General features: G+C 45.3%; 23 protein-coding genes. 14 read left to right on the top strand and 9 right to left on the bottom strand.

Annotated elements, in window-relative coordinates:
- Window positions 1–313 precede the first annotated feature (313 nt).
- From leuA to H9L11_RS08670, 5 genes are all read left to right on the top strand, one after another.
- Window positions 314–1861 (top strand): 2-isopropylmalate synthase, encoded by a 1548-nt coding sequence (gene leuA / locus H9L11_RS08690; protein ID WP_005379685.1) that lies wholly within the window; start codon window positions 314–316, stop codon window positions 1859–1861.
- Between the two features lie 82 nt (window positions 1862–1943).
- A complete protein-coding gene (leuB, locus tag H9L11_RS08685) occupies window positions 1944–3035 on the top strand; it encodes a 3-isopropylmalate dehydrogenase (protein ID WP_205390703.1) in 1092 nt (363 codons plus the stop codon).
- A gap of 185 nt (window positions 3036–3220) precedes the next feature.
- Window positions 3221–4621 carry a 3-isopropylmalate dehydratase large subunit gene (leuC, locus tag H9L11_RS08680; protein ID WP_005379681.1) on the top strand — a complete coding sequence of 467 codons (1401 nt, stop codon included), beginning with the start codon at window positions 3221–3223 and terminating at the stop codon, window positions 4619–4621.
- 11 nt (window positions 4622–4632) lie between these two features.
- Window positions 4633–5235: a 3-isopropylmalate dehydratase small subunit gene (leuD, locus tag H9L11_RS08675; RefSeq protein ID WP_205390702.1), complete on the top strand. Its 603-nt coding sequence runs from the start codon at window positions 4633–4635 to the stop codon at window positions 5233–5235.
- 335 nt (window positions 5236–5570) lie between these two features.
- Window positions 5571–6353, top strand: coding sequence for a DUF547 domain-containing protein (locus H9L11_RS08670; RefSeq protein ID WP_205390701.1), 783 nt, complete (start codon window positions 5571–5573; stop codon window positions 6351–6353).
- A 142-nt stretch (window positions 6354–6495) separates the two neighbouring features.
- Here H9L11_RS08670 and djlA read toward each other — a convergent pair whose 3' ends face one another.
- Complete coding sequence (gene djlA / locus H9L11_RS08665) at window positions 6496–7350, bottom strand: co-chaperone DjlA (protein WP_205390700.1); 855 nt, start codon at window positions 7348–7350, stop codon at window positions 6496–6498.
- A gap of 266 nt (window positions 7351–7616) precedes the next feature.
- On the opposite strand from djlA, the gene lptD reads away from it, so the two are divergent.
- The 6 genes from lptD (at window position 7617) to apaH (ending at window position 14377) form a co-directional block, all read left to right on the top strand.
- On the top strand, window positions 7617–9962 hold the full coding sequence (gene lptD / locus H9L11_RS08660; RefSeq protein ID WP_005379673.1) for an LPS assembly protein LptD: 2346 nt from the start codon (window positions 7617–7619) through the stop codon (window positions 9960–9962).
- Between the two features lie 59 nt (window positions 9963–10021).
- A complete protein-coding gene (gene surA, locus H9L11_RS08655) occupies window positions 10022–11305 on the top strand; it encodes a peptidylprolyl isomerase SurA (protein ID WP_053306855.1) in 1284 nt (427 codons plus the stop codon).
- Window positions 11295–12293 carry a 4-hydroxythreonine-4-phosphate dehydrogenase PdxA gene (gene pdxA, locus H9L11_RS08650; protein ID WP_005383085.1) on the top strand — a complete coding sequence of 333 codons (999 nt, stop codon included), beginning with the start codon at window positions 11295–11297 and terminating at the stop codon, window positions 12291–12293. Before surA ends, pdxA begins: the two co-directional genes overlap by 11 nt.
- Window positions 12290–13099, top strand: a complete 810-nt coding sequence (gene rsmA / locus H9L11_RS08645; protein ID WP_005379669.1) for a 16S rRNA (adenine(1518)-N(6)/adenine(1519)-N(6))-dimethyltransferase RsmA — start codon at window positions 12290–12292, stop codon at window positions 13097–13099. Before pdxA ends, rsmA begins: the two co-directional genes overlap by 4 nt.
- Window positions 13100–13174: 75 nt before the next feature.
- Window positions 13175–13555, top strand: coding sequence for a Co2+/Mg2+ efflux protein ApaG (apaG, locus tag H9L11_RS08640; protein WP_205390699.1), 381 nt, complete (start codon window positions 13175–13177; stop codon window positions 13553–13555).
- 15 nt (window positions 13556–13570) lie between these two features.
- The gene (gene apaH / locus H9L11_RS08635) at window positions 13571–14377 is read left to right on the top strand and encodes a bis(5'-nucleosyl)-tetraphosphatase (symmetrical) ApaH (RefSeq protein WP_205390698.1); all 807 of its coding nucleotides are present in this window, start codon (window positions 13571–13573) and stop codon (window positions 14375–14377) included.
- Window positions 14378–14641: 264 nt separating this feature from the next.
- Here the strand turns inward: apaH and folA are convergent, their stop codons facing one another.
- The 6 genes from folA to rplU all read right to left on the bottom strand — a co-directional run bounded on the left by folA (window position 14642) and on the right by rplU (window position 18575).
- The gene (folA, locus tag H9L11_RS08630; protein ID WP_005379666.1) at window positions 14642–15121 is read right to left on the bottom strand and encodes a type 3 dihydrofolate reductase; all 480 of its coding nucleotides are present in this window, start codon (window positions 15119–15121) and stop codon (window positions 14642–14644) included.
- Between the two features lie 9 nt (window positions 15122–15130).
- On the bottom strand, window positions 15131–15604 hold the full coding sequence (locus H9L11_RS08625; protein WP_053306852.1) for a threonine/serine exporter family protein: 474 nt from the start codon (window positions 15602–15604) through the stop codon (window positions 15131–15133).
- Complete coding sequence (locus tag H9L11_RS08620) at window positions 15604–16404, bottom strand: threonine/serine exporter family protein (protein WP_205390697.1); 801 nt, start codon at window positions 16402–16404, stop codon at window positions 15604–15606. The genes H9L11_RS08625 and H9L11_RS08620 overlap by 1 nt, the downstream gene beginning before the upstream one ends.
- A gap of 196 nt (window positions 16405–16600) precedes the next feature.
- Window positions 16601–17773 carry an Obg family GTPase CgtA gene (gene cgtA / locus H9L11_RS08615; RefSeq protein ID WP_042522432.1) on the bottom strand — a complete coding sequence of 391 codons (1173 nt, stop codon included), beginning with the start codon at window positions 17771–17773 and terminating at the stop codon, window positions 16601–16603.
- Window positions 17774–17985: 212 nt separating this feature from the next.
- Window positions 17986–18243 carry a 50S ribosomal protein L27 gene (gene rpmA / locus H9L11_RS08610; RefSeq protein ID WP_005383095.1) on the bottom strand — a complete coding sequence of 86 codons (258 nt, stop codon included), beginning with the start codon at window positions 18241–18243 and terminating at the stop codon, window positions 17986–17988.
- 20 nt (window positions 18244–18263) lie between these two features.
- Window positions 18264–18575 (bottom strand): 50S ribosomal protein L21, encoded by a 312-nt coding sequence (rplU, locus tag H9L11_RS08605; protein ID WP_005383096.1) that lies wholly within the window; start codon window positions 18573–18575, stop codon window positions 18264–18266.
- A gap of 256 nt (window positions 18576–18831) precedes the next feature.
- Here rplU and ispB point away from each other — a divergent pair, with 256 nt between their 5' ends.
- Window positions 18832–19803 (top strand): octaprenyl diphosphate synthase, encoded by a 972-nt coding sequence (gene ispB / locus H9L11_RS08600; protein WP_025768368.1) that lies wholly within the window; start codon window positions 18832–18834, stop codon window positions 19801–19803.
- Window positions 19804–19896: 93 nt separating this feature from the next.
- On the opposite strand, the gene H9L11_RS08595 is transcribed toward ispB, so the two are convergent.
- Window positions 19897–20088 (bottom strand): hypothetical protein, encoded by a 192-nt coding sequence (locus H9L11_RS08595; RefSeq protein WP_005379661.1) that lies wholly within the window; start codon window positions 20086–20088, stop codon window positions 19897–19899.
- 113 nt (window positions 20089–20201) lie between these two features.
- A complete protein-coding gene (gene mdh / locus H9L11_RS08590; protein ID WP_005379660.1) occupies window positions 20202–21137 on the bottom strand; it encodes a malate dehydrogenase in 936 nt (311 codons plus the stop codon).
- A 359-nt stretch (window positions 21138–21496) separates the two neighbouring features.
- Between mdh and argR the strand changes: the two genes are divergently transcribed.
- Window positions 21497–21967, top strand: coding sequence for a transcriptional regulator ArgR (gene argR, locus H9L11_RS08585; RefSeq protein ID WP_005379659.1), 471 nt, complete (start codon window positions 21497–21499; stop codon window positions 21965–21967).
- A gap of 405 nt (window positions 21968–22372) precedes the next feature.
- On the top strand, window positions 22373–23341 hold the full coding sequence (locus tag H9L11_RS08580) for a TAXI family TRAP transporter solute-binding subunit (protein WP_064376671.1): 969 nt from the start codon (window positions 22373–22375) through the stop codon (window positions 23339–23341).
- Window positions 23342–23600: the final 259 nt, after the last annotated feature.

Genomic DNA, 23600 nt, shown 5'->3' with positions numbered 1-23600 from the left:
ATTTTTTTCAAGCAAACGAAAAGACTCATCCGATATGAATAAAAAATCGACTTTAGGGTTGACGCGCTTCATGGAGTGCGGTACTAATTTGTTAACTTAATTATGTGGAAAGCTTAACAACTATGTCAGCTCATTTTTCTATCCTGCTTAGCCTCCTCCTGATCGTGACCAGTTCGCGCGGGTAGGCTGTGGAAGAAAAATAACCACACCAATTTCTAAGAACCCGCATGAGAATGCGGGTTTTTTTATATCTAAATACTGGAAGTAAACGATTCACTTGCGCGAAAGTGCAGAAATCAGGAAGGAAGCAAACATGAACGATCAGGTCATTATATTCGACACCACATTGCGTGATGGCGAGCAAGCGTTGTCAGCAAGCTTGACGGTTAAAGAAAAACTGCAAATTGCCTATGCGCTGGAAAGACTCGGCGTTGATGTTATCGAAGCTGGCTTCCCAATCTCTTCACCAGGTGATTTCGAGTCTGTACAAACCATCGCAAAAAACATAAAAAACAGTCGAGTTTGTGCCCTTTCGCGTGCCGTTGCGAAAGACATTGATGCTGCCGCTGAAGCATTAAAAGTGGCTGACCAATTCCGTATTCACACGTTTTTAGCCACTTCCACCATTCACGTAGAAGACAAACTACGCCGCAGCTACGACGATGTACTAGAAATGGCAGTCAACGCCGTTAAACATGCACGTAACTACACTGATGATGTCGAGTTTTCTTGTGAAGATGCAGGTCGTACTCCAATCGACAACCTATGTCGCATGGTAGAAGCCGCCATCAATGCAGGTGCGAGTACAATCAACATTCCAGATACCGTTGGCTACACCGTACCAAGTGAGTTTGGTGGGATTATTGAAACCCTATTTAACCGCGTTCCGAACATTGATAAAGCGATCATCTCCGTTCACTGTCACGACGATTTGGGGATGTCAGTTGCCAACTCTATTGCCGCCGTTCAAGCTGGCGCACGTCAGATAGAAGGCACGATCAATGGCATTGGAGAGCGAGCGGGTAACTGTTCACTTGAAGAGATCGCAATGATCATCAAGACGCGTCAAGAGTTTTTGGGCGTTCACACTGGCATTAAGCATGATGAAATTCACCGCACCAGTAAGTTGGTTAGCCAGCTATGCAATATGCCGATTCAAAGCAACAAAGCAATTGTGGGTGCAAATGCATTTAGCCACTCTTCAGGCATCCACCAAGATGGCATGTTGAAGAATAAGAATACCTACGAAATCATGACCCCTGAGTCTATTGGCCTAAAAAACCAAGCTCTGAACCTAACCAGCCGCAGCGGTCGCGCTGCCGTGAAGAGCCATATGGATACCATGGGTTACAACGAAGACGAGTACAACCTAGACGCGCTGTATGCGGATTTCTTGAAACTTGCTGATCGCAAAGGCCAAGTGTTCGATTACGACCTAGAAGCCCTAATGCACTTCTCGAACTTGCGTGAAGAAGATGACTTCTACAAATTGAGCTACCTAAGCGTGCAGTCTGGCAGCGTAATGGCTACCACCAGCATCAAAATGCAATGCGGTGATGAAGAAATGTGTGAAGCAGCGGTCGGTAATGGCCCAGTTGATGCGCTATACCAATGTATCTACCGCGTGACAGGCTACGACATCGTTCTGGATAAATTCGACCTAACCGCGAAAGGTGAAGGTGAAGATGGTTTGGGTCAAGCAGACATCATTGCCAACTACAAAGGTCGCAAATACCACGGTACGGGTGTTTCCACCGACATCGTTGAGGCTTCCGGCCAAGCATTATTGCACGTTATTAACAGCATTCATCGTGCAGATAAAATCGAAGAAATGAAGCAGAAAAAGATTGCGACTGTGTAATAACAACCGGGCTACACGGCTCAGGAAAGAACACGCTCGTTGAAATAATTAAGCTCAAAATTAGAAAACTTAAAGGATTAACATGACAGACAAATCGTACAAAATTGCCGTCCTACCCGGTGACGGCATTGGCCCGGAAGTAATGGCGCAGGCACATAAAGTATTGGATGCAATCGAAAAGAAACATGGTATTGCGTTTGAGCGTGACGAGCATGATGTCGGTGGTATCGCGATCGACAATCACGGTTGCCCACTTCCAGAGAGCACAATAAAAGCATGTGAAGAGTCTGATGCAGTCCTATTCGGCTCGGTTGGCGGCCCTAAGTGGGAGCACTTACCACCAAACGACCAACCTGAACGCGGTGCCCTACTGCCGCTACGTAAACACTTCCAACTGTTCTGTAACTTACGTCCAGCGCAAATTCACTCAGGTCTTGAAGCTTTCTCACCGCTACGTGCAGACATCTCGGGTCGCGGCTTTGACATCGTGGTAGTCCGTGAACTGACGGGTGGTATCTACTTCGGCCAACCGAAAGGTCGTGAAGGTGAAGGCGCAACAGAAAAAGCATTTGATACTGAGGTGTACCACCGCTTTGAGATCGAACGTATTGCAAAAATCGCTTTTGAGTCTGCTCGTCTACGTCGCAAGAAAGTGTGCTCTATCGACAAAGCGAACGTTCTACAAAGCTCTATCTTATGGCGTAAAGTAGTCGAAGAAATCGCAAAAGACTACCCAGATGTCGAGTTGTCACACATGTACATTGATAACGCGACTATGCAGCTTATCAAAGACCCTGCTCAGTTCGACGTAATGCTATGTTCAAACATCTTCGGCGACATCATTTCTGATGAATGTGCGATGATCACAGGCTCTATGGGTATGTTGCCATCAGCAAGTCTAAACGAAAGCAAATTCGGTCTGTACGAGCCAGCAGGTGGCAGTGCACCAGATATCGCAGGTAAGAACATCGCTAACCCTGTGGCACAAATCCTGTCTGCGGCACTGATGCTACGTTATAGCCTAGGTGAGGAAACGGCGGCACAAGACATCGAAACGGCAGTTTCAAAAGCGCTATCAGCGGGGGAACTAACGGGTGACCTTGCTGGTGACAACCCAGCACTTTCGACGTCTGAGATGGGCGATAAGATCGCTGAGTACATCTTAAACTCTTAATACAAAACAGATTCATAATAAATACTAAATCCTCGGTCAACCAATGGCTTTCCTCTAAGTCATTGGTGCAATAGCAAGGCAGCAAGTCTATTTATATTAAGGCGTTTAGTTCGCTAAATAACTGGATAAATGGGTGTCGCTAACGCAGTTATTGCGGCAAAGGCGACGAGGAAAGGAAGCAAACAATGGGCAAAACATTATACGAAAAAGTCTACGACGCACACGTTGCCGTCGCAGCAGAAGGGGAAAACCCAATCTTGTACATCGACCGTCACTTGGTACATGAAGTGACGTCTCCGCAAGCATTTGACGGCTTGCGTGAAAAAGGTCGTAAAGTGCGTCAGGTCAGCAAAACTTTTGCCACCATGGACCACAACGTTTCAACAACCACCAAAGACATCAACGCATCCGGTGAGATGGCACGTATCCAGATGGAAACGCTATCGAAAAACTGTGAAGAGTTTGGTGTTACGCTTTACGACATTAACCACAAATACCAAGGTATTGTGCACGTTATGGGCCCAGAGCTTGGTATTACCCTACCGGGAATGACCATTGTTTGTGGTGACTCGCACACGGCTACACACGGTGCGTTCGGTTCTCTCGCTTTTGGTATTGGTACATCTGAAGTTGAGCACGTATTAGCAACTCAAACGCTAAAACAAGCGCGCGCTAAAACGATGAAGATCGAAGTAAAAGGCAAAGTGGCTCCGGGTATCACGGCTAAAGATATCGTGCTAGCCATCATCGGTGAAACCACAGCTGCTGGCGGTACAGGTTACGTAGTTGAATTCTGCGGTGAAGCGATCACAGACCTTTCAATGGAAGGCCGCATGACCGTATGTAACATGGCGATTGAGCTAGGAGCGAAAGCCGGTTTGATTGCACCAGATGAAACCACGTTCGAATACATCAAAGGCCGTAAATTCTCACCTCAAGGTGCGGATTTTGATGCAGCAGTAGAGTACTGGAAGACATTAAAAACTGACGATGATGCTCAGTTTGATGCAGTCGTGACACTAAACGCAGCAGACATTAAACCACAAGTCACTTGGGGTACTAACCCAGGCCAAGTGATCGCGGTAGATCAACCTATCCCAGCACCAGAAAGCTTTGCCGACCCAGTAGAAAAGGCATCGGCAGAAAAAGCATTGGCTTACATGGGCCTAGAGGCAGGCAAGTCATTGTCTGATTACAACGTCGATAAAGTCTTCGTTGGTTCTTGTACTAACTCACGTATCGAAGACATGCGCGCAGCCGCTGAAGTAGCGAAAGGTCGCAAAGTCGCGCCTCACGTTCAAGCGCTGATCGTTCCTGGCTCTGAGCAAGTAAAAGCGCAAGCAGAAGCGGAAGGCTTGGACGTTATCTTTAAAGAAGCGGGCTTTGAGTGGCGCCTACCAGGTTGCTCGATGTGTCTAGCAATGAACAATGACCGTTTGGGCCCACATGAACGTTGTGCGTCTACTTCAAACCGTAACTTTGAAGGCCGCCAAGGTCGTGATGGCCGTACCCACCTAGTGAGCCCTGCGATGGCAGCGGCAGCAGCAATTGCTGGTCACTTTGTAGATATTCGTGAACTAGACTAAGGAGCAAACCAATGTCAGGCTTTAAACAACACACAGGCTTAGTTGCTCCTCTAGATGCAGCGAACGTTGATACTGATGCCATCATTCCAAAGCAGTTCCTACAAAAGGTCTCCCGCCTAGGGTTTGGTAAGCACCTATTCCATGACTGGCGCTTCCTAGACGATGCTGGCGAACAGCCAAATCCAGAGTTCGTGATGAACGCACCTCGCTACCAAGGCGCGTCTATCTTGCTGGCTCGTGAAAACTTCGGCTGTGGCTCATCTCGTGAGCACGCACCGTGGGCACTAGCGGATTACGGCATCAAAGCGATGATCGCACCAAGCTTTGCCGATATTTTTTACGGCAACTCGATCAACAACCAAATGGTGCCAGTTCGTTTGACTGAACAAGAAGTGGATGAAATCTTCCAGTTTGTTGAGGCAAATGAAGGTGCAGAAGTCGAGGTCGACCTAGAAGCGAATGTCGTTCGTGCCAACGGCAAAGAATATGGTTTTGAAATCGATTCGTTCCGTCGTCATTGCTTGCTAAACGGTTTGGACAACATTGGCCTAACCCTTCAACACGAAGATAAGATTGCTGAGTACGAAGCGAATATTCCAAGCTTCTTGCGTTAAGACGCGTTAGTAAATACACAAATCAAGGGCTGGCAATTGTCGGCCCTTTTAATTATTTAGACAACTGATTTTATATCGCTTTGCTTACGGAATGCCGAACGCCTCTGTTGAAATTCGTCATCCTGAACAGCGACGAAGGAGCGTGATTCAGGATCGACTACCAGAGCGCACTGTACAGATTCATACTGTCTTTACTCAAGAGTTTGTGGATATTAGATTCCTGATATCGCTTATGCTCCTCGGAATGACAGCGAATAAAGGCCACTGATTACTGAAAGAAAACAAGCACTAAACTGGTCTACACTATCAACAATATCTCATTCAAAGGTATCTCTATGAAGCGTCTGTTATTGCTGTTGTGTGCTCTGGTTTCTTTCTCGACATTGTCCGCGCCTAAATCCGACTTATGGCCATATTGGAAACAATCGAATCAAGCCAACCAAACCCAAATTTCTCATCAAGAATGGCAACAACTGCTCGATACTTATTTAGTTGAACAAGGCGAGAATACCTTGTTTCGTTATAGCCAAGTCTCCTCTGTCGATAAAACTAAGCTGAAACAATACATCCAGCGTTTGGCAAAACTAGACCCTCTACAATACAACCAAGCAGAGCAATATGCCTATTGGGTAAACCTTTACAACGCCATCACGGTAGATCTTATTTTGGATAACTATCCAGTCGAATCAATCACCAAGCTAGGTGGTTTATTTAGCTTTGGTCCTTGGGAAGACGATGTGGTCGTGGTCAATGGGAAGGATCTAACTTTAAACGATATTGAACATCGAATTTTGCGTCCAATTTGGAATGACCCAAGAACGCATTACGCGGTTAACTGTGCCAGCCTAGGATGCCCTAATCTGCAATCTCAAGCATTCACTGCTGGCAACACGCAAGCTCTACTGGATAGTGCCGCCAAAACATTTATCAACAGCAGCAAAGGCGTATCTATCCAAGGTAACACGGCACAGCTGTCTTCTATTTATGATTGGTTTGCAACGGACTTTGGTGGAGAAAAACAAATCTTCAAACACATCGCAAAGTACGCACCGCAATACAAAAACTTCTCTGGCAAAGTGAAATACGAATACGATTGGGACTTGAATCAAGCCAACTAAACTGGGGGATGTGAGGTCAATTAGCATTAGGGACATAATAGGCCAAAAGCTAAAGACACCGGCAACTCAAAGACTAAGACATGAAAAAAAAGGGCACTGAGTGCCCTTTTTTACATCCAAATGTTTGATAGAAAACGTCCGACTACTTAAAGCCTTTAACCTTCTTAATAAGATCGTAAGCGTTTTGAATCTCTTGAGATTTCTCTTTCGCGACGTTCATCATCTCTGGTGGTAAACCTTTAGCCATCAATTTGTCCGGGTGATGTTCATTCATTAATTTACGGTAAGCACGTTTGACCGTTTTGCCATCCGCATCTGAAGAGACATCAAGGATTTTGTAGGCATCAGCCAACTGATCCGCTTGTGAAGCTTGTTGCCAGCTACCACCTGAAGATTGGCCTTGATGCTGACCATGAAAACCGCCCTGGCTTTGGAAACGAAATGCGGCTTCTTGCATTTGCAAACGACGCTCTAATTGCTCAGAAGAGAAACCCAAACCACGTGCAATCTTGTGTAGTACATTTCGTTCACTCGGGTGGATCGAGCCATCTGCAAAGGCCGCCGAGATTTGCAGCTCTAAGAAAAATTGCAACAAGTCAAAGCGACCAGCTGTCGAAATTTTCACACGAACAAGAACATCTTCTAACGGAAAGTCGCTGTCTTTACCTTCACGAAACGCGTCTTGCGCTGCGCGACGCTGTTCGCCATGCAAATTCATGCGGTCCATCATGGCTGAAGCCAGTTGGATTTCCTCTTTGGTGACTTGGCCTTTCGCTTTTGCCACATGTCCCATTACCGCAAACGCCGCTTTAAAAAACTCTTCTTGGCGCTGAGCTTGACTTGGCCCTTTTCCAAAGCCGCCAGTAGAGAACCCGGCTTGACTCAAGCGACGTGCTTTATCGAATTGATGGCCAATAAATAAGCCAAAGAGTAAACCTAGCGGCCCGCCAAGTAACAAGCCAAAAAAGGCACCCAGAATTTTGCCAAAAATATGCATTATGTGTTCTCTATCAATGAATTTTTATCGACGACGGCGGTCTTATAGTGCCGGATGCAACGATTTCCTTTATGATAATGGAATTAGTTTTATTTCGGCTAGGCCATTTCGCCTGCTTATCTTTGCAGCTATTTTGTCGTCATTATGCCACAGTGAATCAATACGCTGGGATAAATGCGACTATAGTTGATTCATTTGGCTATTACGCTAGGGTACAACAAGCCCTATAGCCATCGAGTAGTAGTGACACAGGAAAGTTCAATTCAATGCAACATTTCTCCCGCACATTTTTAGCGGCCTCTATCAGCACCGCCTTGTTTGTACCCACCACTCAAGCTGAAGCGAATATCCATGATAGTGTGCAGGAAATGCCCGCCACAGATCAATGTTTGGTCGATACAAGTGGCGAGGAGGACGCTCTTAATACCCCAGTAGTGGTAGAAGCTGACACCCTGCAAGCCATCAATGGTGACAAAGCTCAGTACTCAGGTAATGTACAAGTCACCCAAGGCCAGAAGAAAATTACCGCAGATAGCGTAACGCTGCACCAACAAGACAACGTCGTGGTTGCCGAAGGCAACGTGACTTTCAATGACGGCCAAGTCAAAGCTCGATCTGATCGTGTTACTAACGACATTAATCAAGATACGTTTTCACTTGAGAACACCGATTATCAGTTCCTTTGCCAACAAGGCCGAGGCACTGCAGCCTATATCGCTCGCACAGGTCAGTCGGTTTATGAACTCGAAGACGGCTCTATCACATCGTGCCCTCAAGGCGATAATTCATGGCGATTGGTTGCGTCAGGCATCGATGTTGACCAAGATGAAGAGACAGCGACGCTGCACCATCCTCGATTTGAAGTGTTAGATGTGCCTGTTTTCTATGTGCCGTATCTAACCATGCCAATTGGAGATACGCGTAAAACGGGTTTCCTCTTCCCTTCTTTATCGTACGGTTCTAGTGATGGTATGGAAGTCGAGGTGCCATTCTATTGGAACATCGCGCCTCAATATGACATGACACTCACCACGCTCTATATGCAGCAACGTGGTACAAAACTCGATACTGATTTCCGCTACCTAACAGATGGTTGGGGAAATGGGGAAATCAAAGGCGAATACCTCAATAGTGATCGCAAATATCAGGACGAGTCTCGTTGGGGCTACCAAGTTAAACACGACGGTATCATCAATAAACAGTGGATAGTCAAAGTCGATTACTCAAAAGTGAGTGATATTGATTACTTCCTCGATCTCGACTCCGACATTGGTAACCGTGAAGATGGTCAACTGGTTCAAGAAGGTCAAGTACAATATCGTTCTGACTTCTGGGATGCCTCGTTAACCGTTCGTGACTTCCAAATCTTATTGAAAGAAGAGAACCGCCCTTATCGCCTGCTTCCTCAGTTAGACTTGAACTACTACACGCCGTTGTGGGGAGACTACCTTAACTTTGACGTGAAGAGCCAAGTCAGCCGCTTCGATACCAGCGATGCTGCGCGACCAAATGCGACCCGTGTTCACATTGAACCAGGGCTTACATTACCACTCTCAAACTCATGGGCAACGTGGACAACAGAAGCGCGTGTGCTCTCTACGTATTACTCTCAAGACTTAACGGGTTTGACAGATGTAAACTTGCAAAACCAGTTGGATGATGAAGTTTCTCGTGTTATTCCTGAGTTCCGTACGCATGCGCAACTTTACTTAGAGCGAGATACAAGCTGGATCAAGGGCTACACCCAAACACTGGAGCCTCAGCTGCAGTACTTGTACGTACCTGAAGAAGATCAAACCAACATCTACAACTACGATACCACCTTGCTACAAACCGACTACTACGGGCTATTCCGCAGTCGTAAGTACAGTGGCATTGATAAAATCGCCTCGGCGAACCAGTTAAGCTACGGTGCGAGTACTCGCTTCTTTGATGATGACTATAAAGAGCGTCTTAACGTTTCATTTGGTCAGATTTACTACTTCGATAAAAAGACCAAACTGAGCAACAGCCCAAATCTTCCGGATGAGACAACCAATTACTCATCATGGGCAATTGAAGCTGATTTCAACTACAACGATTACTTGTTCTATCACGGTGGAATTCAATACGATATTGATTTGAGCTCCATGCAGTTGGCAAACAGTACCTTGGAATACCAATTCAACGGCGGCTTTATTCAGGGTAACTATCGCTACGTTACGCGTGAATACATCGAAGATACGATCATTCTCGAAAACCTAGACACAATTACTCGTAAAGGTATTTCTCAAGCAGGTATTGTAGCGGCCTACGAGTTCAACCCGAACTGGTCTGCGAGTGGTCAATACTACTACGACCTCAATGAAAATGCGGACCTAGAATGGTTAGCGAGCCTACGTTACCAATCTGACTGTTGGTACATTGGCGTCACTTACTCAAACCAATTGCTTGGTTGGGAAGACCAAGCTATCGGCAGCACCGGGGCATCACCTGAATACGAAAATAACTTCAGCGTTAACTTCGGTATTCAAGGCTTTGCGACCAACCAGCGTGAAGACACTGCTGTCAAAGAACTGGATGGTTCTGACAACGCGATTAAGTACGGCCGCCCATTCTATCTGAACAATTAATCAAAATAGGCGTCTTAAATGAATAAGACGCCTATTCAAAAATACTGACGGAATTTTAAATGAAAATTTGGAAATCAATCTTATTCACGACCCTACTCTCTTGCGGAGCGGTTGCAGCACCAGTAGAGATCGATAAGGTTGCGGTCATCGTGAACGACGGTGTAGTTCTACAAAGCGACATCGAAACAGCGATGAAAACGCTGCAAGCCAACGCACGTCAAAGTGGAAAGAGCTTACCTTCTACCAGCGTATTAAAAGAACAAGTTGTTGAAAAACTTATTATTGACACGTTGCAAGGCCAAGAAGCAGACCGTATTGGTGTGCGTATTGACGACAACCGTTTAAACCAAGCGATTGCAGAGATCGCACGTAATAATGAGCAAACAGTAGAACAACTCGCCGCTTCTGTAGAAAGTGAAGGTTTAAGTTACCCAGAATTCCGCGAACAAATTCGTAAGGAAATCGCCGCATCAGAAGCCCGCAATGCACTGGTTCGTCGCCGTATTAATATCCTTCCAGCAGAGGTCGATAGCCTTGCTGAGCAACTATCACAAGAAACCAATGCGACTGTTCAATACAAAATTGGACACATTCAACTGCGCTTCTCTGACGATAAAGAAAAATCTGCTGTAGAAGCAGAAGCTAAAGCGCTCGCGAAAAAGCTAAACGAAGGTGCAGATTTTACGGAGATGGCCTACACCTACTCTAAAGGTCCTAAAGCTTTACAAGGTGGTGATTGGGGCTGGATGCGTAAAGAAGAGATGCCAACCATCTTTGCTGATCAGATCAAGATGCAAAACAAAGGCAGCATTATTGGTCCATTCCGTAGTGGCGTTGGTTTCCACATCCTAAAAATAGAGGATGTAAAAGGCCTAGAAACGGTTGCGGTAACGGAAGTAAATGCGCGTCATATTTTGATTAAACCAACCGTGATTCTGAGCGACGAAGGGGCGAAGAAGCAACTGAATGAATTTGTACGCCGCATCAAAGCCGGTGAAGCAACGTTCGCTCAATTGGCAACACAATACAGTCAAGATCCTGGCTCGGCAGCACAAGACGGTGAACTAGGTTATCAAACGCCAGATCTTTACGTGCCAGAATTCAAGCACCAAGTAGAAACTCTGCCAGTTGGCTCAATCAGCGAACCGTTCAAAACCGTTCACGGCTGGCATATCGTTGAAGTGTTGGATCGTCGCCAAGTTGACCGTACTGACTCAGCGATGAAGAACAAAGCTTACCGTATTCTATTTAACCGTAAATTTAATGAAGAAGCGGGCGCATGGATGCAAGAGCTACGCGCAAGTGCGTTTGTTGAAATCGTGGATGACAACAATGACAACTAATACAATTCGTAGAATTGTCGTAACCGCAGGGGAACCTGCGGGTATCGGCCCAGACTTAGTGCTTGCCCTATCGAAAGAAGATTGGGCGCACCAAATTGTCGTCTGTGCCGATAAGAATATGCTGACGGAGCGAGCCAAGCAGCTTGGCATCGAAGTCCAACTGTCTGATTACAATCCAGAAGAAGCACCTAAAGCACAAAAAGCGGGCACGCTTATCGTTGACCATATCCAAATATCGGAACCTGCGGTCGCAGGCGAGCTCAATGAAGCGAATGGCCACTATGTACTAAAAACGCTAGAAAGAGCGGCTTTAGGCTGTATGAATGATGAATTTGATGCTATTGTCACCGGCCCTGTTCATAAGGGGGTGATTAATCGCGCAGGTGTTGCATTCAGTGGTCATACTGAATTTTTCGCCGAGAAGTCACAAACGCCGCTAGTCGTAATGATGCTAGCAACGGAAGGACTACGCGTGGCGCTGGTTACAACACATATTCCTTTAGCTTATGTGTCCAAAGCTGTCACCGAAGAGCGATTAGAAAAAATCATCGATATTCTTCATAAAGACCTTGTAGAAAAGTTTGCTATCGCACAACCAAACATCTACGTTTGCGGGCTTAACCCTCATGCTGGCGAAGATGGCTGCTTAGGTCGTGAAGAGATCGAAACCATCACTCCGACACTGGAAAAAATTCGACAAGAAAAAGGTATCAACCTGATCGGCCCTCTGCCGGCTGATACCATTTTCAATGAAAAATATTTAAATGATGCTGATGCTGTTTTAGGCATGTACCATGATCAAGTGTTGCCAGTATTAAAATACAAAGGCTTTGGTCGTTCAGTAAACATTACTCTTGGTCTACCTTTTATTAGAACATCGGTGGACCACGGTACTGCATTAGATCTGGCAGGGACAGGTCAAGCGGATACAGGGAGTTTCCGAACAGCGCTCACGCATGCGATAGATTTGGTAGAGAAGAAACAATGAGAAATGATGTCCATTTAGGACACAAAGCGCGTAAACGTTTTGGTCAAAACTTCCTGAACGATCCATACATTATTGATGGAATCGTATCAGCGATTAACCCAAAACCAGGTCAAAACCTGGTTGAAATCGGTCCTGGTCTTGGAGCAATTACTGAGCCAGTAGGTCGTGAAGTAGATAAGTTCACAGTTATCGAATTAGACCGCGATCTGGCGGAACGCCTACGTACTCACCCTGAACTGGCAGATAAGTTGACCATCCATGAGGGTGACGCTATGCGTTTTGACTTCACTCAACTAGTGAAGCCAAACAACAAGCTGCGCATTTTTGGTAACTTGCCGTACAACATCTCTACACCATTGATGTTCCACCTTTTTGAGTTCCATAAAGACATTCAAGACATGCACTTTATGCTGCAAAAAGAAGTGGTAAACCGCTTAGCCGCCGGCCCTGGCAGCAAAGCTTACGGCCGTTTGACGGTAATGGCTCAGTACTACTGTAAAGTGGTACCAGTACTGGAAGTACCGCCAACGGCATTCGTTCCACCACCGAAAGTGGATTCTGCCGTTGTTCGTTTAGTGCCTTACGAAGAGCTGCCATGCCCGGCGAAAGATCTGCGTTTGCTCGATCGCGTTTGTCGTGAAGGCTTTAACCAACGTCGTAAAACAGTTCGTAACTGCTACAAATCGTTGTTAAGCACAGAAGTACTAGAAGAGCTAGGTGTTAATCCAAGCATGCGTCCAGAGAACCTGACGCTAGAACAATTCGTCGCAATGGCGAACTGGCTTGCGGATAACCCGCAGCACTAAGAACTCAAACAATGAGCCAAACCCTTGTAGGTTTGGCTTATTATTATTGGGATATTACGTTTCTGAGGAGTGCACATGGACGTCATTCTACCTTGCATCAAAATTCAAGTTCACACCAAATACATCGAAGAACAGTCCAACCCAGAGCTACAACGCTACGTTTTCGCTTATATCATCACCATCAAAAACCTTAGCCAACAAACCGTACAGTTAGTGAGCCGCCGCTGGCTAATCACAGACTCGAATGGCAAGCAAATGACGGTTGAAGGTGACGGAGTGGTAGGCCAGCAGCCCTTTATTCCAAGCAATGATGAATACACGTACAGTAGCGGAACCGCGTTAGAAACCCCTGTCGGCGTTATGCAAGGACACTACAAAATGCTGGATGAGAAAGGGCAAGAGTTCATCACCGAAATTGAACCATTTCGCTTGGCTGTTCCAAATGTTTTAAATTAGTAAATTGGAGATTCAGTGGCTACCTATATTGTTGGTGACATCCAAGGCTGTTTTGATGAATTGCAGCGACTACTAGAAAAAGTATCTTTCTCTGCGAAAAAAGACCAACTTTGGCTTGCTGGTGATTTGGTCGCCAGAGGGCCTAAATCATTAGAAACGTTACGCTTTGTGAAGTCACTTGGCGCAAGCGCAATCGTCGTGCTTGGTAATCACGACCTTCACCTTCTTGCAGTGGCTCACGGGATAAAAAAGGTCAAAGACAAAGATAGAACCGCACCTATTTTCACGGCCCCTGACAAAGAGGAACTACTGACATGGCTAGCTCAGCAACCTCTAATGGCCGAGCATGACGAGTTCGTGATGTGTCACGCTGGCATATCACCGCAGTGGAATCTAAAAACAGCGAGAAAGTGTGCCCGTGAAGTTGAGCGCATCATCCAAAGTGAAGAGCTGCCTTGGCTATTAAAAAACATGTACAGCAATCAACCTGATTCCTGGGATGACTCTCTACAGGGTTTGGACCGATACCGTTATATTATCAATGCTTTTACGCGGATGCGCTTTTGTTTCCCTGATGGTCTTTTGGATATGGATTGTAAATTGCCACCGCAACAAGTTTCCGGTAACGAACTTATTCCATGGTTTGATGTGCCTAAACGTATCCACTTAAACAAAGCGGTGCTCTTTGGGCACTGGGCTGCACTACAAGGCTATATGAACAACGAAGTCATCGGGCTAGATACTGGCTGCGTTTGGGGCGGAAGACTGACCATGATCCGTTGGGAAGATAAGAAAATTTTTACTCAGGATGCGTTAAGTTAAACACTGAATAACAGTCGATAATCCATAGTAGGAGGAATACCTGTCACTTAACACCTCCTGTAGGGTCAACGAGCCTTAACGAGACTAGGAATCTAATATCCTCGCGCTGCGAATAGATAGAAATACCTTTGACAACAAAGTACTCGTATAGAGGCTCCTGAATCTCGCTCTTTCGTCGCTTTTCAGGATGACGGTAGGTTGGGATGGCCGCTCGCTGTTATACGAACGGCATTACCGTATTAACTACGCGGTGTTAATCTCGAATTACTTTTCTAACACAGTAAAGCGCATGTTGTAGGCGTTCTTCTCATCGGCTTGATACATTTCTGAGTAAGTTTCCTTAAACTCGTCTCCCCAATCTGGGAACTGAGTATCACCATCAATGGCCGCTTCAATGTGTGTTACATACAGTTTATTGGCCATAGGCAGACAAGTGGTGTAAATCGCACCACCACCAATGATCATCACTTCTTCCACATCACCTGCGACTTCCAGAGCCTGCTCAATCGATGTTACGGTAGTGACGCCTTCGATCTTTAGTGTCTCATCACGGCTAATAACAATATTCAAGCGACCTGGTAAAGGGCGACCAATAGACTCATAGGTTTTGCGTCCCATCACAACCGGTTTTCCCATGGTACAACGCTTAAACCAAGCGAAATCGGCGGGAAGATGCCAAGGCATTTGATTGTCTTTGCCAATGATGCGATTGTCGGCCATAGCGGCAATCATACTAATGATCATGTTAGGTCCTTATACAATTGGTCTGCGGCGATAGAATAACAGCCCTGGAACCGCAAGACCAACAGCTAAACCTGCAATAATAAACATGGCCTTAAGAAAGTTTTCCATACAGGTTGCGACAAGCTCGGGTGAGTAGCCAACATGATTGATTTCTACCATAGCGATCATTGCTTTGTACGCAAACACACCCGGCACCATCGGGATCAAAGCAGCCACAGTAAACACTTTTGGATGCGCGAGAAAACGGTGAGACCAGTACACACCAATCATCCCAACTAACGTCGCAGCAAAAAAGGTTGCCCACTCAATAGGAATGCCAAACTGCATCATCAAGTAGCGGCTACCATGACCAATCGCGCCACCAACAGCGCAATACACTAAAGCTCTTTGTGGTACGTTAAAAACCAATGCAAATCCTACAGCGGGAATCGCCGCAAAAAACATGTCATTCAAAAGGCCAAACATCAATTCAAATAAACTCATTAGATTGCCCACCCCCAAATTCCAGTTACACTCATCGCAGCAACGATCCCCAAACATGTCGCCAACGTTAGTAAACTAGCCATCACAAATCGAGCAATCCCCATATTAATGTGGCCTTTCAACATATCTGCGACAGAGTTAATGAGTGGGAAACCAGGTACAAGCATTAATACTGACGATGCCATTGCTACGGTAGGTAGGTTACCGATTTGGTAAATTTCCGCCTGTGCTGAAATTAAGGTAGTCACAAAAGCGGTCGCAGCAAAGTTCAATAGAGGGTTGAAATGACGATGACCAATTTCTTGGCGAACGATCATGCCACTAGCTGAAGCTAAAAAGGTCATGATGAAGACTCCCCAATCACCACCAGCAAGATGACTGAATGCCGCACAAGACAAGCCAATCATAAACACCACCAACCAGCGGTTATAACGCTCTGGACTGATAGCGTTCAGCTTTTTCTGCGCCATGGTTGAATCGAGCAAACCACGTTCCATCATGATACAGATTCGTTGAATTTGCGTAATAACGCGCATATTGATGCCACGATCAGCGCAGCTTCGGGTGGTGGTGATGCAATGCCCATCCATTACCGTCGTCACAACCAATGCATTAGCTGATAGTGCTACCGCAACTTCATTCACCCCACAAGCAAGGCCAATACGACGCATAATATCGCTCACAAGAGTACTTTCAGCACCATGAGCAAGTAGCATTTGTCCGGCTTGGGCGACAAGACGAGAAATCGATCGTTGAGTAGATACCGCCAACTCTCTAGGCGGTATGGTTTCTAGAGTCATAAATAAGTCTAATTCCTTTTAGGGTGTTACTCATTCATACGCGCGAGGGCCAAACTAACCCTCAAAAAAACACGACGTATCAGTTATTGTGCCGTAAATCACATCACCTAAATATGATTTAGATACAAAAAAAGCCGCAATAGATAATTGCGGCTTAATGAATTATAGGCAAACAGGCATTGTTTGACCGTTCTGATTAGTCACGAACGTAGACAACGTGACCGTCATCTTCTTCATCGTCCCAGTCATCCCAGTCGTCGTCATCTTCAGTGATAACGTCTTTACCCGCCATCGCATCTTTATGGTAATCATCCCACATGAAGTTAACTTTATCTTCTTCAGCCACTTCTTCCTCTTCGCGAGGTAGGTTATCCATAAAGTCAGCCAGTTTGTAACAAAGCTCTTTAGTACCGTTACGATTGATCGCCGAGATCTTAAAGTACTCGTCTTCCCAACCTAGTGCGTCTAAGATTTCTTGGATCTTCTCATTCGCTTCTTCTTCAGGCATTAGATCAACTTTGTTGAACACTAACCAACGCGGCTTACTTGCCAGTTTTTCGCTGTATTGTTCTAGTTCATCAATGATCGTCAATGCATTTTGCACCGGATCGGACTGATCAATTGGCATAATATCGATCATGTGCAGCAACACTCGACAACGCTCTAAGTGCTTCAAGAATCGAATACCAAGGCCAGCGCCATCTGCTGCACCCTCGATCAAACCAGGGATGTCTGCAACAACAAAACTTTTCTCTGGTACGACACTTACGACACCCAAGCTTGGGATCAAAGTCGTGAATGGGTAATCAGCGACTTTCGGTTTTGCTGCTGATACTGCGCGGATAAAGGTTGATTTACCAGCATTAGGTAGACCAAGCATACCCACATCAGCAAGAAGCAATAGCTCAAGGCGAATTTCGCGTACTTCACCCTTTGTACCCAATGTTCTCTGACGAGGCGCGCGGTTTACTGAAGATTTGAAACGCGTGTTACCTAGACCGTGCCAACCGCCTTTTGCGATCATCACTTTCTTACCGTGTTCAGCAACTTCCGCCACGATTTCATTTGTGTGGATATCCACAGCGCGCGTACCCACAGGTACACGAAGAACAATGTCTTTACCACGCTTACCTGTACAGTTACCACCGCGACCGTTTTCACCACGCTCAGCTTCGTAGAAGCGCTGGAAACGGTAATCAATCAGGGTATTTAGGTTTTCATCGGCTTGGATATAAACATCACCACCGTCACCGCCATCACCGCCATCAGGGCCACCTTTAGTGATGAATTTTTCACGCCAGAAACTGACAACGCCACTACCGCCATCACCAGCCTGAACTTTTACTACCGCTTCATCTACGAACTTCATCTTTTACTCCGACTACTTCGTGCGTGGATTAAATCTTACTATGTCATCCGACAATTTTAGCAGATGACAGATCTAAGCTCCCAGATTCAAATCACTTAGGATCTTAGCGAGAAACTTCGATATGTCGACTGCCACAAATAAAAAACCCCGCCGATTCGGCAGGGCTTTTGAATTCAGCTTAAAGCTATTAAGTAATTTGGTTAAAAACCTAATTACTCAGCTTCGATGCTTACAAACTTACGGTTCTTAGGACCTTTCACTTCGAACTTCACTTTACCTTCAGTAAGAGCGAATAGAGTGTGGTCTTTACCGATACCTACGTTGTTACCAGCGTGGAACTTAGTACCACGTTGACGAACGATGATGTTACCTGCAAGTACAGATTCACCACCGAAACGCTTAACACCTAGACGTTTGCTTTCTGAATCGCGGCCGTTACGAGTAGAACCACCAGCTTTTTTGTGTGCCATTGTTAAACTCTCCTAATAGATTAAGCGTTGATACCAGTGATCTTCACTTCAGTGAACCACTGACGGTGACCCTGTTGCTTACGAGAGTGCTTACGACGACGGAACTTAACGATTTTAACTTTATCGCCACGACCGTGTTGTACAACTTCAGCAACAATTTTGCCGCCCTCTACAAGAGGAGCACCAACTTTGATGTCTTCGCCGTTAGCAACAAGAAGAACTTTATCAAATTCTACAGTTGCACCAGTTTCAACGTCTAATTTCTCTAAACGAAGAGTTTGACCTTCGCTTACACGGTGTTGTTTACCACCAGATTGGAAAACAGCGTACATATTTTACTCCGCTTTTTCCGCACAGCCTTTCTTGAGGGTGTGCGCTAAACTAATCATCAATAGGGCGCAGATTCTACAGAATAGATGCTCCTATGACAAGCCATATTTTGAAAAAATTGGCGAAAAGCTAATCGCCAAAGAAAAGTGCGGCAATCATGCCCTTTAGTAATGTATTAATCAACGTTTTTTAGTGTATTATTCGACAATTATATAAATCGAATAAGCCTTGCAGGGTCTAACTTCAGCCGGATATACGATGGATTTTAAAACTATCCAAGCGCTTACTGCCGATGACATGGCAAAAGTGAATGAAACAATTCAAGCCCAACTTAATTCTGATGTCTCTTTAATCAACCAGCTCGGTTTTTATATCGTGAGTGGTGGAGGCAAACGTCTAAGACCGCTTTTAGCGATACTGTCAGCCCGTGCACTTGGTTACCAAGGCAATGGTCATACAATGGCAGCTGCGTTTATTGAGTTCATCCATACAGCGACTTTGCTGCATGATGACGTGGTAGATGAATCAGACATGCGCCGTGGTAAAGCCACTGCGAATGCAGCATTTGGCAATGCGGCTAGCGTATTAGTTGGGGACTTTATCTATACACGCTCATTTCAGATGATGACGGAACTAGGATCCATGAAGATCCTTAAACTAATGAGCAATGCCGTAAACGTGATCGCCGAAGGTGAAGTACAGCAGTTGATGAACTGTAACGACCCTGACACGACAGAAGAAAGCTACATGCAAGTCATCTACTCTAAGACTGCGCGCTTATTTGAATCCGCAACTCAAATCGGTGCAATCTTAAATGATGCTCCTGAGCATGTGGAAATCGCAATGCAAAATTACGGTAAGTATCTAGGCACTGCGTTTCAGCTCATTGATGACGTCATGGATTACACTTCTGATGGCGAAGACATGGGTAAAAATGTGGGTGATGACTTGGCCGAAGGCAAGCCAACTTTACCTCTACTCCATGCTATGCGTAATACCACACCAGAAAACTCAATCATGATTCGTGAAGCGATTGAGAAAGCGAATGGCATGGATCGCTTAGAAGAAATTCTTGCGGTCATGAAAGAAGCAGGCTCTCTGGAATACACAACGCAAAAAGCTCTAGAAGAAGCAGACAAAGCAATCGCAGAACTATCAGTGTTGCCAGAGTCTGAATACAAACAAGCGCTTGTTACTCTGGCTCATGTCGCTGTACAACGCACGAAGTAATCAATAGCTACCCATAACGCAAGGCTTATAGCTAAAAGGAAGAGCATGCTCTTCCTTTTTTACGTTTGATACCTAATGACGACGCCCGAGGCGCTAGTAATATCTGTCACTACCGCCATGCAGTTGTGGATCATCTTCTATTTCATCAAAGCTAACGGCGAGCTGCTGTTCAGTCCCTTGTTTGGACAACAATACCGTCTCTGCTTCATGGTCGACCACTAATATCGTACCGACGCCTTGTTGGCACTCAACAACCATGCCTTTACGGATTCGACTCGCTTCCATCATCTTCTCCTTCACTACGTGGTTTTATTCGACCATTTTTACGAAGTTGAGAAATCAAGGATCAAAAAAGCCGATCAAAATGATCGGCTTTCTTCTTATATAGGCTTTCTAGATTACTTTGCGAATTCAACACCAATGTTGATGTCGCCATTTAGTGTTTCTAGCATACCGTCTAATGCAGACTTTTCGTAATCGCTGAGTTTGCCGTAGCTTAGTACTTCTTCAACGCCTTCTTTACCCAGTTTCACAGGTTGCGCGAAGTACGTCGCGTGTTCGCCGTCGCCTTCAACGTAAGCGCACTCAACTACGCCTTCTTCACCTTGAAGAGCACGAACCAGAGACAGACCAAAGCGACATGCAGCTTGGCCCATTGATAGTGTTGCACTACCACCACCCGCTTTCGCTTCTACAACTTCAGTACCTGCATTTTGAATACGTTTCGTTAATGCTTCTACTTCTTCAGCTGTAAACTCAACACCTTCTACTTGAGACAGTAGAGGTAAGATCGTTACGCCAGAGTGACCACCAATAACTGGCACGCGAACGTCACCTGGATCTTTGTCTTTTAGCTCAGCAACAAACGTTTCTGAACGGATAACATCCAACGTTGTTACACCAAATAGACGACGCTTATCATAAACACCCGCTTTTTTAAGAACTTCAGCAGCAATTGGCACTGTTGTATTTACAGGGTTTGTGATGATACCAACACAAGCTTTCGGACAAACAACCGCAATCTTCTCCGCTAGCGATTTAACGATACCAGCGTTTACATTAAATAGATCCGCACGATCCATACCTGGCTTACGCGCAACACCAGCAGAAATTAGCACAACATCCGCGCCTTCTAGTGCTGGAGTAGGATCTTCACCAGCGTAACCTTTGATAGAAACTGGCGTAGGGATGTGGCTAAGATCAGCGGCCACACCAGGAGTTACTGGAGCAATATCATATAGGGCTAGATCAGAACCAGCAGGAAGACGGTTCTTAAGTAGAAGGGCCAGGGCTTGACCGATGCCACCAGCGGCACCAATAACGGCTACTTTCATGTAGTTCTCCTTGAGAGTATTTCTCTTATAAACGTATTCGTAGGGTAGTTTGTAACCAACTTAAATAAAGCTATCGGAATCACAACTTGATTACAATCAATTAACGCTAGCTTTGCGACCTCGCGCAACTCGCTGTTACCGTGCTACAAATGGGGCTTGGATTATTCTTTTATTCTGTTGAAATGACAAGGAATTCAAGAAAACAGATACAGCCCTACTTCAGCGCGCTAAAGAATTCTATGTGGTATATAGTTTACAGTGACGCATCTAACATAATCCTGGGACTCTTTGGCACCGCCTGAATATATATGCGAGAATATGCAAAATTGCTGACCCGTAATAAGAGATTTGTAATGACTATGCGCAATTCAGAAAAACAAGACAACTTAGTTCGCGCCTTTAAAGCCCTGTTAAAAGAAGAAAGCTTTGGCTCACAGGGCGAGATTGTTGACGCACTCAAACAGCAAGGGTTTGAGAGTATCAACCAATCTAAAGTCTCACGTATGCTGACTAAATTTGGCGCCGTCCGTACGCGCAATGCAAAAATGGAAATGGTTTACTGTCTTCCTGCTGAGCTAGGTGTCCCAACAGTCAGCAGCTCTCTGCGTGAACTGGTACTAGACATCGATCGTAACGCAGCGTTAGTGGTAATTCACACCGGCCCAGGTGCAGCACAGTTGATTGCTCGCTTGCTTGATTCACTCGGTAAATCCGAAGGTATTCTTGGCGTTGTCGCGGGTGACGATACCATTTTCATTACGCCAACCATGGCAATTACGACTGAGCAACTCTTCAAATCAGTGTGCGAGCTGTTCGAATATACTGGTTAAGTTCTATAAAGCTTCAATCAGCTAACTCATTGTGGGTTATAAAAGAAGTCTCATTTTGTAGCCCATAATTTATGTAAATTTTTTGCTTACTCCGCTCATTCTTTAACCACCCATTTTGTGATTAACATCACGCAATTGATCTTTTTCATTTCAGTCACTAAACGTTAATTAAGTAATTGTTATAAAAAGAATTAAATCACAAATTGAATCCTATCTCCTAATACAAAATTCAGACTTATCAACTATAACATTTAACAATTGGATAATTTTCTGCCAATTTTTTGTTATGATTCGCTCGCTTTTTCAAACGATTGGATTGAAAAAGGTGCCGTTTCCAAATAGGAAACTCCAGAAGTGATTTATGGTTATTTCCGGGTAAATAATGAATATAAGGAAGGGAAATTCATGGCATTTAACAAACTTCTCAAAGTAGGCGCTATCGCTGCAGCCGTAATGGGCGCAGGCGCAGTTAACGCTCAAGAGTTTATTACCATCGGTACTGGCTCTGTGACAGGTGTTTACTACCCAACTGGTGGTGCTATCTGTAAGTTGGTAAATAAAGGTCGTAAAGACCACAACATCCGTTGTTCAGTAGAATCGACTGGTGGCTCAATTTACAACGTTAACACTATCCGTGCAGGCGAATTAGATTTTGGTATCGTGCAATCGGATTGGCAGTACCACGGCTACAACGGTACGAGCAAGTTTGAAGAACAAGGCCCGTACAAGAAGCTACGCGCAATGTTCTCTCTTCACACAGAACCTTTCAACATCATTGCGCGTGCAGATTCAGGTATTGAAAACGTTCAAGACCTAGCAGGTAAGCGTGTCAACATCGGTAACCCAGGCTCTGGTGACCGTGCAACGATGGGCGTTGTCATGGAAGCGATGGGTTGGACAAACGACAGCTTCAAATTGGCGTCTGAGCTAAAAGGCTCTGAACGCTCTCAGGCACTTTGTGATAACAAAATTGACGCCTTCATTTACATGGTCGGCCACCCGAACGGTTCAATCAAAGAAGCAACCACATCATGTGATGCGAAGCTAGTTTCAGCAACAGGCCCTAAAATCGATAAAATTGTTGCCGACAACCCATACTACGCCTTTAGCTCAGTACCGGCTGGTATGTACCGCGGTACAGACAAAGACGTAAACAGCTTTGGTGTTGCAGCAACAATGGTAACGACCTCTGATGTTTCAGACGATGTCGCTTACAACGTGGCAAAAGCTGTGTTTGAAAACTTTGATACCTTCAAACGTCTACACCCTGCATTCGCAAACTTGAAGAAAGAAGACATGGTGAAAGCTGGTCTTTCTGTTCCTCTTCACCCAGGTGCAGAAAAATACTACAAAGAAATGGGTCTAATTAAGTAATTTCCTCAGACTCTACATACAGGCAGGAAAGAATATTTTCTGCCTGTTTGAGCATACAGGTTGTAGCACGTTCTAACTGTATGCTTCATTCGCCAGTTTTCTTCTGAAAACTGCGAGCTCATACCCAAGAAAACTTAAACGCCGCCTAACAGAGTATCCAACAATCAACACTTTGAGTTCAGGCAGCAAAATACTCGAAAGCAAACTTCGCTCCATTCACTACACTGATAGAGGCGAAGTGTGGTTCTCGATAAAAATC

Source organism: Vibrio sp. sp1 (assembly GCF_016920955.1).
Classification (GTDB): domain Bacteria; phylum Pseudomonadota; class Gammaproteobacteria; order Enterobacterales; family Vibrionaceae; genus Vibrio; species Vibrio alginolyticus.
This window is presented reverse-complemented; position numbering and strand designations above follow the sequence as displayed.